Below are 14,099 nucleotides of genomic sequence, written 5' to 3'. Positions count from 1 at the left end.
TCTTTTTGTCCAGCTCGACTCATTACAAATTGTAAAGTATCCTTAGCTAAATTTTTTATTTCAACGCCAATTTCTAACTTATCTTTTGGTGTTGAATAAAGATTTCCGTTTTCAATTCGGTACACACCTGTTTCTTCAAGTCCTGTTACTTTTGAAGTGTATGTTTTGTCAGCTTTAAAATTAAAATACATGTTATCATTACATCTATTTATGCCTGTAGCTTCAACAATCCATTCGGAACAATTCCATTCTCCGACAATTTTTTCATATTGTTCAGCATTTGTACATGACATGAGTAACAAGCCAAAAACGGCTACAATGACTTTTTTCATAAGATCTTTTATTTTTAGTTGGTATTTTATGATGAATGCCTATGTGTGTATTAATTTCTGTAAAAGTTACAGAAAGCTACAGATCATTTTTTATAAATTTGCTTTAAAAAAGAGAAAACAGGATAAAAATAAAAACCAGCAAAAGTGAATTTGCTGGCTTTAATTTTAGTGTTTTCGTGGCTATTTTAACGAAAACCTAATCATATAAGAGTAATCTGAGAACTTTTAGTAATATTTAAAACATTATTCTTTAATACATCTAATAGCAACACCAAGTAGTATTGAAGTGTCTGAATATGAAATTGTAGACTCATTAAATAATTGAATCCATCTTCTGTTTGTAGAAGAGTTTATTGGTCCTGCTTCAACATCTGTTGTTCCCCAGGAGCATATTAATTCTGAAGCAGTTGCAGTACCGCCAGCTGATACATATCCATTTGGCAATCCATTAAACCCAGAAGCATTGGTGCCATTTCCAGTAGTATTTGCCCAACCTGAGTTCGATTTTAATGCATCAACCACATTACCGTTAAATCCGTTGTTAGTTAAGTAGTTTTCCAAGGTTCTAAAGTCTTGTTCGGTAGGAATACGCCATCCTGTAGGAGCCAGTTTTCCAGTTTCTATTGCAAAATGATTATACATTGCACCATAATGATCAAAAGGTAACTCTTCATCAACAACATTATTCAAATCATCAGTATTAGCCCATTGATAAAATGCTTCTTGATTTAGTAAACTTCCCCAATCCATACCAAAAGTCCATTCGGTTATGGGAGTTCCATCATTATATTTGGTTGTTTTTAGGTTTTCCAACATCCAAGTTTGATTTCCAATTGTAATGGTATTGTATACATTTCCATCAGCATCCGTTACCGTTAATGCTGGAACTTCAGTTGGTTCTGCACCATCGTTGTCGTCATCGCTTGCGCATCCTACGCAGAGTAATGCAAATAAGCATAGAATACTTAGTTTCATAAATGATTTCATAATTTATAGCTTTTTTAATTTTAAAAATAGGGATATATCGAGACGTATATACTGTTATTCTACAGTGAAGTAGTATTCTCTTTGTGATTCGTTTAAAAACCTCCAAGATGTACTACCGCATCTATCAAATCCAATTTGATTAGGATGGTTTTCTATCGGATAAGCCTCAATAATAGCCTCATTTCTATTTGTATTTCGAATAGCAGCATTTTGCCAACTAATTACATAATCGCCAGGAGTGAGTGGTTTTAATCCAATTCGGTAACTGTATGTTGAATTGTTACTTTCCAATTCTGGAGAAGCAGTGATTTGTGCGTTTTCACAAGAAGGTAAAAAAGAATACAATCCACTGTCAATAATTAATTCAAACTGATCAATAGCATCTTTACAATTAGATACTTCTGTAGGTTCTATAAGTTTATAGACTGAAAACACATCGCTTTGTGGGTTATCACTAAAAACAGAATCATTTACAGCAAGATCAAAAGCGTTTGATGAAACTTTTCCGCTAATCCAAATAGTATCATCTGTCGAAAAACTAGACGAAGCTGTAATACTAGCTTTGTATTTGTTAAATACCAATGTGCTTTCAACCTCATCTTCTTCGCACTGAAAAGCCATCAGTAACGGAGCCAGCATGGCATATTTCATTATTTTCTTAAACATAGCATTTTTTTTTAGTTGTTAATGTGTACAATTAACTACAACAAATAGCCACTTGTACACATGAATATGGTAAAATGTGTATTGGTTTGCTAGGTAAAAGGTTGGTTATTAGTTTGTTTTGGTATTGAGTGTTTAGAATTTGTATCCGACACCTATTTGAATTCCTTTCGTTTTAACTTCAAATCCTTCTGTATCACCGATATCGGAAAGTCCAAAGTTATATCTTGCATCAAAGAAGAATCCTGTGCCTATTAAGTCATATCCTATTCCTGCATTCAATCCGAAGTTAGTAGACTTTAAGAATTCATCTGCATCATCTTCAGCATCAACCAAGAATCCTATTTGTGGACCTACTTGTAAACTTAAGCCAGATGCTACATAATATTTAGCCATTACGGGTATGTTGATAAAACTAATTCCAGCATCTTCTGCACCTTCTATTGAGTATAAAAGTTCTGGTTGAATACTAAATTTTTCAGATACCGAAATATCAACAAAACCACCAATGTAAAATCCTGTTTTACCATTTACGTCTTCTGCGTCATCCTCTTCGAAATCACTTGAAATATCAAACTCTAAATTTGAAAAATTTAATCCTGCTTTTGCTCCGTATTTAATATCTTGGGCATTGGCAGTAAAAGTATATGAAATAAGTACAATAGTAGTTAAAAGAATCTTTTTCATAAAAAATTTTAATTTTTAATTATCTTTTCTATTTGTTGTCAAAATTCCGAAACTTTATATAAATATACTTCACGCGTAGGCGTGAATCCCTTAAATGCTAGGGTTTTATGAAAGAAGTTGTAGTTTAAGCAGCTTTGTTTGAGAGTTTTATAGCTTCCATAAGTAGCGATATTTTTTTATACTTTGATTCTTTTATTTCAAAATAATCATACATTCTTCGCAAAGATGAACCGACTCCATCGACGCTTTTATATGCTTTTTCGGCAATTTCTTTATTTGAAATTACAGGATCGCTAAGTAAAATATTCAGCACATTCCAATCGGTTTCATTTAATTTCCGATCTAAAAAATGTTGAATTTTATCGCGATCCAATTCAAATGTATTTGAAGGTAATTTTATTGTTTCGCCCAAATCTTTAAGACGTTCTAATTCGTCTAATAAGATTTCTCTTTTTTTACGATTGGCAACATGAGTTGTTCTTGCATAATAAAGTATGACAGCAACTATTAAAATACATGCAAGAATAATGGCATAAGTTCTATTCAGTTGTTCTAATTTTAAAGCTGCTTGTTTCTTTTCGTTTTCAACTTGTGTTTGATATAATTTTGCTTCAAACTCATTTTTAACAGCTTCCCTAGCTACTGCAAAAGCATTTTTTTCTGCTTTTATACTATCATTATAAACGGTATACTGTTCGTGCATTTGGAGTGAAAGCCCTAACTTATTTTGCGCTTTATAGCATTTGTAGAGTAATTCATACAAATTGCGCTTTGATTCTTTATTAATACTTGCAGGTAAACTAGCTAAGATAACTTCACCTTGTTTTGTAGCTTCATCAATATCAGTTCTAAAAATTATTTGTGCAATGCTAATTTTGGCGTTAATAATTTTATGTTTTATTCCTAACTCTTTACTAAGTACTAAGCTTTTTTGAGCGTAGAAATCAGCTGTTTCTAATTCATTTAATCTAAGATGTATACTAGCTAGTGCAGCATAACAACCTAAAATAAAAAACTTTTCATTTTTTACTTGCAGAATTTTAAGCCCTTTCTCATAATAAACTTTTGCATCTTCATACAATTCTTTTTCAAAATTGGTCCAACCAATATTTATATAAATAATTGCTGTTCTTCTGTCTTCAAAACCTCTATCATTTAAAAGTGAAAGTGCTTTTTGGTAATACTCTAATGCTAAATCATAATTATCAATGATTAAATATACACTTCCCAAATTTGTGAGCATGTGCGATTCACCTCTAGTATTGTTATTATCTTGATAAATTTTTAATGCGTTAGAAAAATGTTGTGTCGCTTGTTTATAATCTTGTCGGTAAATAAAAACATTACCCATATTTGCCATAATATCGGCTTGTAACACAATATCGTTTAATTGTATTGCTAAATTTTTGGCTTCTTCATAAGCAGCCATTGCAATGTCATAATTGCCTTTAAGTCTATGAATATTTCCTTTTCTTTTTGCCGCCATGAACAATTGTTTGGGCGCATTTTTCTTTTTGGCTAACGTGTAATGATACGCTAAAGATACAAGTGCCGAATCTGGCTGTATTTGATTATTGCTGTCGTAATACGTATCTAAGGCATTGAATCGAACACTATCAATTTCTCTCTCATTTTTCCAAATTTGCTTTAAAGAATCTGTTTCGCTTTGCGCGAATGTCATACTAAAAGTCAATAGAAATACGAATAGCGTAATAAAAAAGTTGGGAAACAGGTTTTTTAGCATTGCTCTATTAATTGTAATATCAGATCAAAAATACTCTTAAATATAACCAAACTGATAGTAAATACATAGAAATGATTTTTTTCTAGATAAGAAGTTCATTTTCTAGATAAAAAAAGCCCAACAGTAATTGTTGAGCTTTTGGGTTTGCGATGAGTTATTTCTTTTTTTCGGGAATAAAAAACGGTCTTCTTTCATGCTGCTTTTGATGTTCTGGAAACATGGCTGCAAAATACTCTGTCCAGCCGCCCATTCGTACTCTGACCAATTCAAAACGCTCAGGTTCTTTTGCTGCCATTTGATATGTATTTGGATCAGCAACAGTCACCGTAATTAAGTTTGATCCTACTTTTCCTTTTGAATACGCAGTAATAAATTTCACCATATCTTCCAATGGGAAATCTTCCTTTACATTCAAATCAACAGGAGAAGCATTCGATATTTTATGATAAATCTCTTTGCTATTCCAACTGTTCATCGCTTTGTAAATTTCTCTGTACGTACCCGGAATTGGTTGTGCCGAATCTTCATGCTGCGGAATTGCATCCAAATCTTGTGGAACTGGAGCCGGACTAAAGTCTGACGGATAAGGTTGTCCGTTTCTACGTCCATCTGCGGAAGCGCCACTACCTGCACCATCACCAACATAACCTTCAAAAGTTCCTACGCCAGGACACAAATGCAATTCCCACTTTCTAGTAGGAGTAGAGTAGTTTTTCTCTAAAGTTGCCAGCGTTTCTTTTAACGGACTTGGCGGATTATTTAGTGTATTCATTGCAATATCGCACATATTACCAGACAACCAAGTTCCTATTTTATCAACTTCTTTATGTCCATTTCCAAACTTAGGCAAGTTCAACGCTATTTGTCGCCATTGCTTGTATTGCTTGGCTGTTACATCAATTCTAGTTTGTCCTTCTAAGGTACTTTGCGATGGTTCCTGCATATCATAACCCCAATCGTTTTGTAAACAATCAAGCATTTCCGGAAGTGTACATACAGCACTTTCATCAAACACCATTTTTTTAATAGCATACAATGAATCTATCGTTGTAGCCAAACCAACAAACATTGGTGCTATGGTGTGATATTTTGCGCCTCCATTGGTTAAATCTCTTCCAACTTCTACACAACCTTCAATCATGGTAGAAAGCATAGGACTTGGACAAATTTTCCATAAATTTCCGTAATTCATCAATGTATTATTAAAAAACTGAACCGTAAACCATTCCAAATGCGTTAAGAAAATTTCTTTAAATTCATCAAATGTTTTAATAGCTGCCGCATGTGGCGATCGCCAAGAAGTTTTCCAACCTGTCAGGTAAATTGGCCCTGCCATACTGTATTTAGTACCTTGATTCATAGTGCATTCAAAAGCATCAAAAGGCGTAATGTTACTAAAGCAAAATTCGGTTTTTCCAGCAATCATAGGTTCGTAACAACCATCGCAGGCAAAATCTCTGGCATCTTCAATTGGAAATCCAGTAAATTTATGCAACCCATTAATCATTCTATCTTCTTGAAACAAAATCGGATGCGCGCCACCACTTAACAAGGCTTTACTTGCTTCGGTTAAAAGTTCTTCGTCCATTCCTTTATAGATTCTGAGCGATAAACAAGGAGCATTTAACGGAAGTCTTCGAGAAGCTTTTAATGCCATTAAAGTAATTGGATTTGCACCAGGTTCACTTTTTTTACCGTCGGTTGGCAAATATCCACCAACTGTAACTTGCTGTACCCATTGATTGATTCCGCCACCTTGCGGAAAGTTTCCACCAATATAAGAAACGGCAGTTGTTCCATAACTTACGTGATCTGTTGCATAATGGCGATTGTGCAATGCTTTTTCGCCCAATTTTATCCAGAACGCTTCAATTACCTCTTGCGCAGCTTCTTCTGAAATTGGATCGTTTTCATAGAAATCAATTAGTAATTGATCCAATCGTCCTACAGCAACAGGATTTCCTGTCAAATGAAAACATGCATGCATCGTAAAAATCAACTGCACTGCTTCAATAAAACTTTCAGGTTTGTCAGTCATTAATTTTTGAGCACGTTTGGCAATTTGTTTTAAATTTTTACGCTCTTGCGGATTGTGCTTTTTTTCTTTTGCCATCTGCGTTGCCATATTCGCATAATTGTGCAACCAACCTTGTACACCTTCTAAAGCCAAACGTGAAGATGTGTAGAATGTAAGTTGATCGCCTTCTGCATTTTTCTCATGGACGGTAACTTCATTAATCATTTCACCCAAACCGATGGCTAACATTTTTTTATGATTAGGAACAACGTGTCCCATTGCCGAAGATTCATCTAACATCAACGAAAACGCGTATTGTTTTTCATCGTCACGTAAATACGGCATTACTTCTTTTCCTCTTCCAAGCGATAATTCTGGCATAATTCCGAAGAGAATATCCATTGGATCTATTCGAAATTGATCTGCTTGCCACGCATACATTTCTTCTGTTTGCGGATAATTTGGATTTGTATTTACACAACTTAAACTTTTTTTGATCGCCATTCCTTTTCTAACAGGAATTGGCGCTTCCATAACCCATTCTTCATCAGGTTCAAGAAAATTTCTTAAATGTGGAACGTGCGGAATGTTACGAACTTGATACCAATGTGTTCTCCACAAACTAAAAATATTTCCGATGAGGTGCAGAATTCGTTGTGATGGCGGATCAGGATAACGATCGGTTCCCATAACAGTCAAGTAATCGTTGGAATTGTAAAACATCCAACCGTTTTTACTTCTAGTTTTCCAATGCGGATCAACCTGAAAATCTCCTAAATCTAATCCATTATACAAACCAAGTTCCATGATATTTGGCAAATAAAAATAACCGCCTGCAATCCCTTGGACATTGTTTAAAAGATGATCGGGCGCTGCGCCATGTCCGTCACCAGCCATACTGCGCATTATTTTTTCCATGGATGCTGTTTCATTCGCATACGCCACAAAATAAATTCCTTGCTCTCTTCCTGCTCCTGAACTTGAATGTCCGAACGGAAGTGCTTGCCGAACGAGTTTTATATTTTCTCGTTGATGGTTGTATACTCTAGCACGTTGAATATGACTTCGTTTGTCATCATCAGGAATAATAACACCTTCAGAATCACGTCCAATTACATCCGATTTTTGATCTGTGTTTAAGCGTGAAAAGAAATCCCATTTTACATTAAAACGTTGCGTAAATGCCCAACTACTTCCTGCATATTGCGTGTCTTCATCGCGTATAATTGACCCGACAACTTGCGCAGGATCGGAAGGACTTGTAATTCCATCATAAAAATGATGATCTAATACTTTTCGGTCTTTGCGCATTTTTCCATGCGTTTCAGAAAGGTCTTTAATGAAAACGCCTAAGAGTTCAAGTGCTGCTTCTTTAAGTTTTTCACAGTTTTCAAACGCTTCTGATTTTAAGTATAAAAATAAATCTCCTCTTGTGTCTCTAAAATAATCGGTTTCTTTTAAAATCGTGTTTCGTTTTGGTCCGCCTGGTGGTGTATTTCCTGTCCATTTTTTCCAAATATTCGCAGAGAATCCAGCAACAATTCGCGATGTGACTTCCATGCTTCCAGCTATTTCTGTTAATTCGCGAATAGCATATATTATTTCCTCTTTTGCATTTTTTCCTGATCTATTGAGTTCAATAGTTAAGAATATTCCATTGGTTGGCATATACATTAAGCCAGGTTGTGCTAGGTGATATACTTGTGAAATTCTATCATCTAAAACGGGTGTTTTTTTCTGATTTTTCATGTGGTTGGTTATAAGTTATTTTTAGTGATATGTAGGTGACTAATTTTTTTTGAAAATGAAAAGCCCAACGCAGATATTGTTGCGCTTTTCTTGTGATACTTTATCTATATTTTACTGTTGTTGATGAATGTATGCACTTGCTTCTTCATCCGAATGAAATTCAGGAGTTTTATTTTGCGTTCCTGCATCACGGTTTATTTTATCGGTAATTGCATCTGCTTGCGCTCGTACAATTTGCGAAGCATGATTCGGAATTTTTACGGACTCATCGGCTACAGGAGGTTTAATACCTTCCATCGGATTGTCGGTTCGCGCTTCTTCTCGTATTAATACGTCCAAAACATCCGAAGCTGCCGCATCACGTCCAGTTAATGGTGGCAAATCAAACAATACTTCAATGGTTTTGAGTAGCGAAGTATGATCAAGTGGCGTTTCACTTTTTGTTCTGTATACCGTTCCAGCTTCTATCCAAGGAGAAATTAAAATACACGGAACGCGCACTCCAAAACGATCAAACTTAAATCCGTTTTTATTTTGAGTTGTTGGACTTGGCGGAACGGCGCCTTCTGGTGGCGTTACATGATCGTAACAACCGCCGTGTTCGTCATAATTAATGACTAAAAGCGTTTCTTCCCAATATTTAGACGTTCTTACAGCATTGTAAATTTCTAACATGTATGCTTCTCCAGCAGCTACGTCATAATTTGGATGCTGACTGTTTCCATGACTTCCCCAAGATGGTTCTAAAAATGTATAATCAGGTAACTTTCCACTATTGAGTTCTAGTTTAAAATCATCAAAACTTCCCACAAAACAATTTTCAGGAATAGGATTGTCGGCTACATCTTGACAAAAACTGTAGGTGTATGGTTTTTGTAATTTATCAGCGAAAATTCCCCAAGTATGATTGTGATCAGAAAGGTTTTTAAAGATACTTTTAGCGCTATACGATTTTAGTTCGTCATACAAATGACCTTCCGAAGTAGCCATGTGCATAAACGCACGATTTGGAAGTGTTTCCGAAGGAACCGAACAATGATATTGATCGCAAACTGCATATCCTTTTGCTAAATTTGATAAAATGGGCAGCAAGTTTGGTGTATACATTCCCATGATATCTTTAGGTGCTGTGCCATGAAATTTACTAACGATTTCTATTCCAGATTTTGGAGGCGCATGGTGTTGATACCAGTTTTTATAGCTGTCGTTTTTATAATCTTTGGAATGATCGTAATTTGTATCGTACGCTTTTTTCTTAGGTGTAGTTTTCGTGGTAGCTTTTTTTGGTTTTAATGGTGGATCGCCAAAATACTTTTCTGCAATCTTATTTTCAAAATCACGCACAAAACCTTGATTGTTTCCAATACTTTCAGGATATGGAGGATTTAAAGCGCCAAATAACTGAAAATTTGTATTCATAAATCCTTCTCCAGGATCCATTTTTGGCATGTAATACGCGTATTTATCAGTTGGATCAATAGGAAATACTTGAATTGAATTTCCTTCATTATCAGGATTCGTTTCTTTACCTGTCAATCCTTCAAACGGATGACCAAGCGGCGATGTATTGTGTTGATCTTTATACAAATAACCTAACATGTGATCAAACGATCGATTTTCAAACATGACAACAATCACGTGTTTTATTTTCTTTTTTTGGGAATCTCTGTTGTTTTCGGTGGTAGCCATTTTTATAGTTTTGAAGGGTTTTGACATTCAATTTATAAGATAATGTGCTGTAATCCAAATACAACTAGTGAAATGGGAGACTATACGTAAGAATAAGCTTTCAAAATAAATCAAATTTCAACATCTGAAAGAAATTCTTTGTAGCTTACTTTTTCGTTCCTTCATACGCAAACGAAACTGGTTTAGTATGTTCCTTTTGCAAAAGCTTATTTACTTCTAAGTAGTTTCTCCAAGCAGCGGCTCTATCACGCGAAGTACAACCATACATATTATTTGAGTTGCAGAACTTATCAGGGAAACCCAATGTGGTTTTAAATGTTAATTATAAAATCAATTTTTCTTATCAGGTGTGTGATTCGCGTATAGTTCTTTGGCTTCTTTTAGCGCACGTGTAAAAATATCTTTTCCAAATTTATCTTTTACCAACGCTTTCATAGTTTTTGAATAACATTCAGAACGTTCCGAAACAACACATCCCATATTTTTGGAGGTGATTTTATAGTTGGTTTTCATATAGTTTTCATAAAACCGAGCGAATTTAGGATTCGTCTCAACGACTAATCCATAGGAATAAGAAGTGTACATTCCTTTTTTGAAATCTGCTTTTGCATCTTTTGTACCACTTTCACATGATAAATCCATACGAATCCATGTAATACCTTCCTTGTCTGTCTTTTTTTCTTGTGCAAACGTATTTCCAATACCTAGTACAAACAATAAAACAATAATAATTCTCATATCTTTTACATTCTAAACACTCTAAAGATATCTTTTCAAAAATGCATATCAAAATGTTTTATGAAGCTATTAACATGCTCTTAAATTCCGTACTTTAGAAACTTCAAAAAAAGCATCACATGATTCCTGAGCATATTATTAACAGAAAAGGACCAAGAAGTTTAAAAGATCTCAATCCAGAAGTTATTGAATACTTGAATAAAGGTTTGGTGGAAACAAAAAACCTTATGGAATGGCTGGCAGCCGACCAATTGGTATTGCTGAAATTGGTGTTAAATTCGTTAGGGAAATCAGTTTGGTATCCCGATTTTGAAGTCGCTGTAAACGCACAAAAAAAGCCAACTGCTAACAGTAACACAAAAGTGATTGGGGAAACATTTGCGTTACTTACTTCTGATAAAAAAATCTATGCTGAACTAAAAAAGCATACGTCCGATTTGGTACGATGTTGGGCATGTTGGGCAGAAAGTACACAGCACGATTCGGTACCAGAATTATTAAAAATAATGAAGCCGTATGCAGCCGATACACATTTTGGCGTGCGCGAAGTCGTAATTTTTGCCACTAAAGAGCGCATGATTACCGATTTGGACACTTCCGTAGATTTGCTAAGCAAGTGGACAACGAGTAGCGACGAGAACATTCGTCGTTTTGCAGCAGAATCTATGCGCCCAATTGGTGTTTGGACGAAGAAAATAGCTGCTTTTCAGGAAAATCCAGCGAAAGCCTTATCTGTACTAATACCTTTACAATCGGATGCCTCAAAATATGTGCGAGATGCGGTAGGAAATTGGTTGAACGATGCCAGCAAATCACAACCCGATTGGGTAAGTGGACTTTGCTCACAATGGAAAAAACAATCAGACACTAAAGAAACTGCATACATTATAAAAAGAGGCATGCGCACAATTTTGAAAAAGTAAAAATCAAAAATGTAGAATTTAAAACTTCGGATTCAATGTTAAAAGTAACAATATGGCCAGCACATATTAATAAATCTCTTTTTGAACTAAAAGAGGATACAGGTGAATGGACTTTATTGGTTACAAAAGAATCTTGTAGTCATTTCAAGGACGCTGGGAATGTGTGGACTCAAAAACAAATAGATCCAATTACTTCTAAACAAATAGTTTCCAAAGCAAAAAAAGTTGTAATTGATCCAACATCAGATGAAAGGATTATTCTAGGTGGAGTTTCTGTTCGTATAAAGTTAAAAATAGATGCTAAAGAAACTTCAACTGAATTCCGGTCGCCAATTTCTAAATCAAAAGAACAATGTTTTATGCGCGATCTCATTGGTTTAGTGAAAAGAAATATGGATGATCTTGAACTTCAAAATTATATAGAATTACTGGAGCAACATTTTTTTAATAGTTCTCCAATTAAAGTAATAGACAAAAAACCATATCAAATAAAATTGATTGGAGGTTTGACAATTTCTGATAAAGAAGAATTAATGTCAAAATTTGAAACCTTGCAATCTAAAAAAAATCCGATACTTGATATGACCAACTTTTATACAACAGGTCGCATATTGAATGTATGTTTTAAAGCTATTGAAAATGTTGAAGGATTAACGGTTTTGGCAAATAAAAACGCTTTTTCGTATTTAAAGGAAATTGGTTTTGACCTGACTAAAATAAAGGTTTAGTAATATGTGAGTTGAATTCGTATATTAGTAGGCGTAATTGAAAATGAAAGCTGCAACTTTCTGATTTACCCAAAAACCAACCAAATATGACCGATGACCAACAAAAACGCGCAAAAGCATACTGGAAAGAAAACATAAAATACTTAGCCATCTTACTCTCAATATGGTTTGTGGTTTCCTATGGTTGCGGAATTCTATTCCGTGAAGAACTCAATCAATTCAGACTTGGCGGATTCAAATTAGGCTTCTGGTTTGCACAACAAGGAGCTATCTACGTATTCGTAATTCTCATCTTCGTTTATGTCCGATTAATGAACAAACTAGATAAAAAATACGGCTTTGACGAATAAACGTATCACAACTTAAAAACAAAAAAAACATGAGTGTACAAACATGGACCTGGATCTTAGTTGGGGTAACATTTACCATTTATTTTGGAATCGCAATTTGGGCGCGAGCAGGATCAACAAAAGAATTTTATGTCGCTGGCGGAGGTGTTTCTCCCTTAGCAAATGGAATGGCAACAGCAGCCGATTGGATGAGTGCCGCTTCTTTTATCAGCATGGCAGGTATTATTTCCTTTGCAGGATATGACGGCTCCGTATTTTTGATGGGTTGGACAGGCGGATATGTATTGCTCGCACTATTACTTGCGCCATATTTACGGAAATTTGGAAAATTTACGGTACCCGATTTTATTGGAGATCGCTATTACTCAAATACCGCAAGAACGGTTGCTGTAATCTGTGCCTTAATTGTATCATTTACCTATGTAGCTGGACAAATGCGCGGCGTGGGAATTGTATTTTCACAATTTTTGCAAGTAGATATTAATGTTGGTGTCATCATAGGAATGACCGTAGTTTTGATCTTTGCCTTTTTAGGCGGAATGAAAGGAATCACGTATACACAAGTAGCGCAATATTGCGTACTCATTTTCGCTTTTATGGTACCAGCATTCTTTATTTCGATGCAAATGACAGGAAACATCATTCCGCAAGTAGGAATGGGAGGCGAAGTAGAACCCGGCGTTTTTCTGCTGGACAAACTCGATGCGTTACATACCGAGCTCGGTTTTAATGAATATACCAGCGGAACCAAATCAACTTGGGACGTATTTGCAATCACACTGGCGTTAATGGTCGGAACGGCAGGATTGCCACATGTCATTGTTCGCTTCTTCACCGTACCAAAAGTAAAAGACGCGCGTAAATCTGCAGGATTTGCATTATTATTAATAGCAATTTTATACACAACGGCACCAGCAATTGCAGTATTTTCACGAACAAATTTAATTGAAACTGTAAGTAATACAGAATATGAGCAAATTCCAGATTGGTTCAAAAACTGGGAAAACACAGGATTAATTGCTTGGGCAGATAAAAATGGCGATGGAAAAATTCAATATGTAGCAGGAGATGCTTTAGTTGGAAAACCTAAATATACCGAAGAAAGAGGAATTCATGGAGAACGCAAAGTTTCCAACGCAACCATGCAAAAAAATGAATTGTATGTAGACAGAGATATTATGGTATTGGCAAATCCGGAAATTGCAAAATTACCAAATTGGGTTATTGCGTTAGTTGCCGCTGGCGGATTGGCCGCAGCGTTATCAACCGCAGCAGGATTGTTATTGGTAATTTCAACATCCATCTCTCACGATTTAATCAAAAAACAATTAAAACCAGACATTTCAGATAAAGGCGAATTATTGGCAGCACGCATTGCAATTTTTGTAGCCATTATTATTGCAGGTTTATTCGGAATTTATCCACCAGGATTTGTCGCCGCCGTCGTCGCCTTGGCATTTGGTTTGGCGGCAGCATCATTTTTCCCAGCAAT

The 14,099-nt window shown here is 35.3% G+C and carries 12 protein-coding genes; 4 read left to right on the top strand and 8 right to left on the bottom strand.

The annotated features are described in order from the left end of the window. From AB8B65_RS00620 to AB8B65_RS00585, 8 genes are all read right to left on the bottom strand, one after another. Positions 1-332 (bottom strand): lipocalin family protein (locus AB8B65_RS00620; RefSeq protein WP_405298854.1); only part of this gene is annotated, 332 nt, incomplete at its 3' end. 243 nt (positions 333-575) lie between these two features. Then, on the bottom strand, positions 576-1,319 hold the full coding sequence (locus tag AB8B65_RS00615; protein ID WP_405298853.1) for a fibrobacter succinogenes major paralogous domain-containing protein: 744 nt from the start codon (positions 1,317-1,319) through the stop codon (positions 576-578). Between the two features lie 54 nt (positions 1,320-1,373). Continuing rightward, a complete protein-coding gene (locus AB8B65_RS00610) occupies positions 1,374-1,985 on the bottom strand; it encodes a hypothetical protein (RefSeq protein ID WP_405298852.1) in 612 nt (203 codons plus the stop codon). Positions 1,986-2,117: 132 nt separating this feature from the next. Continuing rightward, positions 2,118-2,669, bottom strand: a complete 552-nt coding sequence (locus AB8B65_RS00605; protein ID WP_405298851.1) for a porin family protein — start codon at positions 2,667-2,669, stop codon at positions 2,118-2,120. Positions 2,670-2,793: 124 nt separating this feature from the next. Then, positions 2,794-4,413, bottom strand: a complete 1,620-nt coding sequence (locus AB8B65_RS00600) for a tetratricopeptide repeat protein (protein WP_405298850.1) — start codon at positions 4,411-4,413, stop codon at positions 2,794-2,796. Positions 4,414-4,567: 154 nt separating this feature from the next. After that, positions 4,568-8,179 carry a Dyp-type peroxidase gene (locus AB8B65_RS00595; RefSeq protein ID WP_405298849.1) on the bottom strand — a complete coding sequence of 1,204 codons (3,612 nt, stop codon included), beginning with the start codon at positions 8,177-8,179 and terminating at the stop codon, positions 4,568-4,570. Between the two features lie 111 nt (positions 8,180-8,290). After that, positions 8,291-9,868, bottom strand: coding sequence for an alkaline phosphatase family protein (locus AB8B65_RS00590; protein ID WP_405298848.1), 1,578 nt, complete (start codon positions 9,866-9,868; stop codon positions 8,291-8,293). A gap of 330 nt (positions 9,869-10,198) precedes the next feature. Then, entirely contained in the window at positions 10,199-10,606 is a 408-nt protein-coding gene (locus tag AB8B65_RS00585; protein ID WP_405298847.1) for a hypothetical protein, read from the bottom strand. Positions 10,607-10,725: 119 nt separating this feature from the next. On the opposite strand from AB8B65_RS00585, the gene AB8B65_RS00580 reads away from it, so the two are divergent. The 4 genes from AB8B65_RS00580 to AB8B65_RS00565 all read left to right on the top strand — a co-directional run. Then, positions 10,726-11,529, top strand: a complete 804-nt coding sequence (locus AB8B65_RS00580; RefSeq protein WP_405298846.1) for a DNA alkylation repair protein — start codon at positions 10,726-10,728, stop codon at positions 11,527-11,529. A 35-nt stretch (positions 11,530-11,564) separates the two neighbouring features. Beyond that, complete coding sequence (locus tag AB8B65_RS00575) at positions 11,565-12,257, top strand: hypothetical protein (protein ID WP_405298845.1); 693 nt, start codon at positions 11,565-11,567, stop codon at positions 12,255-12,257. A gap of 86 nt (positions 12,258-12,343) precedes the next feature. After that, positions 12,344-12,607 (top strand): DUF4212 domain-containing protein, encoded by a 264-nt coding sequence (locus tag AB8B65_RS00570; protein WP_405298844.1) that lies wholly within the window; start codon positions 12,344-12,346, stop codon positions 12,605-12,607. A 29-nt stretch (positions 12,608-12,636) separates the two neighbouring features. Further along, positions 12,637-14,099 (top strand): sodium:solute symporter family protein (locus tag AB8B65_RS00565; protein ID WP_405298843.1); only part of this gene is annotated, 1,463 nt, incomplete at its 3' end.

The organism is Kordia sp. (assembly GCF_045105435.1).
Classification (GTDB): Bacteria; Bacteroidota; Bacteroidia; order Flavobacteriales; family Flavobacteriaceae; genus Kordia.
This window is presented reverse-complemented; position numbering and strand designations above follow the sequence as displayed.

Excerpts from the sequence above, each read along its gene's own strand:
- AB8B65_RS00615 (WP_405298853.1), bottom strand. The coding sequence starts at position 1,319 with ATGAAATCATTTATGAAACTAAGTATTCTATGCTTATTTGCATTACTC.
- AB8B65_RS00610 (WP_405298852.1), bottom strand. The coding sequence starts at position 1,985 with ATGTTTAAGAAAATAATGAAATATGCCATGCTGGCTCCGTTACTGATG.
- AB8B65_RS00605 (WP_405298851.1), bottom strand. The coding sequence starts at position 2,669 with ATGAAAAAGATTCTTTTAACTACTATTGTACTTATTTCATATACTTTT.
- AB8B65_RS00600 (WP_405298850.1), bottom strand. The coding sequence starts at position 4,413 with ATGCTAAAAAACCTGTTTCCCAACTTTTTTATTACGCTATTCGTATTT.
- AB8B65_RS00595 (WP_405298849.1), bottom strand. The coding sequence starts at position 8,179 with ATGAAAAATCAGAAAAAAACACCCGTTTTAGATGATAGAATTTCACAA.
- AB8B65_RS00590 (WP_405298848.1), bottom strand. The coding sequence starts at position 9,868 with ATGGCTACCACCGAAAACAACAGAGATTCCCAAAAAAAGAAAATAAAA.
- AB8B65_RS00585 (WP_405298847.1), bottom strand. The coding sequence starts at position 10,606 with ATGAGAATTATTATTGTTTTATTGTTTGTACTAGGTATTGGAAATACG.
- AB8B65_RS00580 (WP_405298846.1), top strand. The coding sequence starts at position 10,726 with ATGATTCCTGAGCATATTATTAACAGAAAAGGACCAAGAAGTTTAAAA.
- AB8B65_RS00575 (WP_405298845.1), top strand. The coding sequence starts at position 11,565 with ATGTTAAAAGTAACAATATGGCCAGCACATATTAATAAATCTCTTTTT.
- AB8B65_RS00570 (WP_405298844.1), top strand. The coding sequence starts at position 12,344 with ATGACCGATGACCAACAAAAACGCGCAAAAGCATACTGGAAAGAAAAC.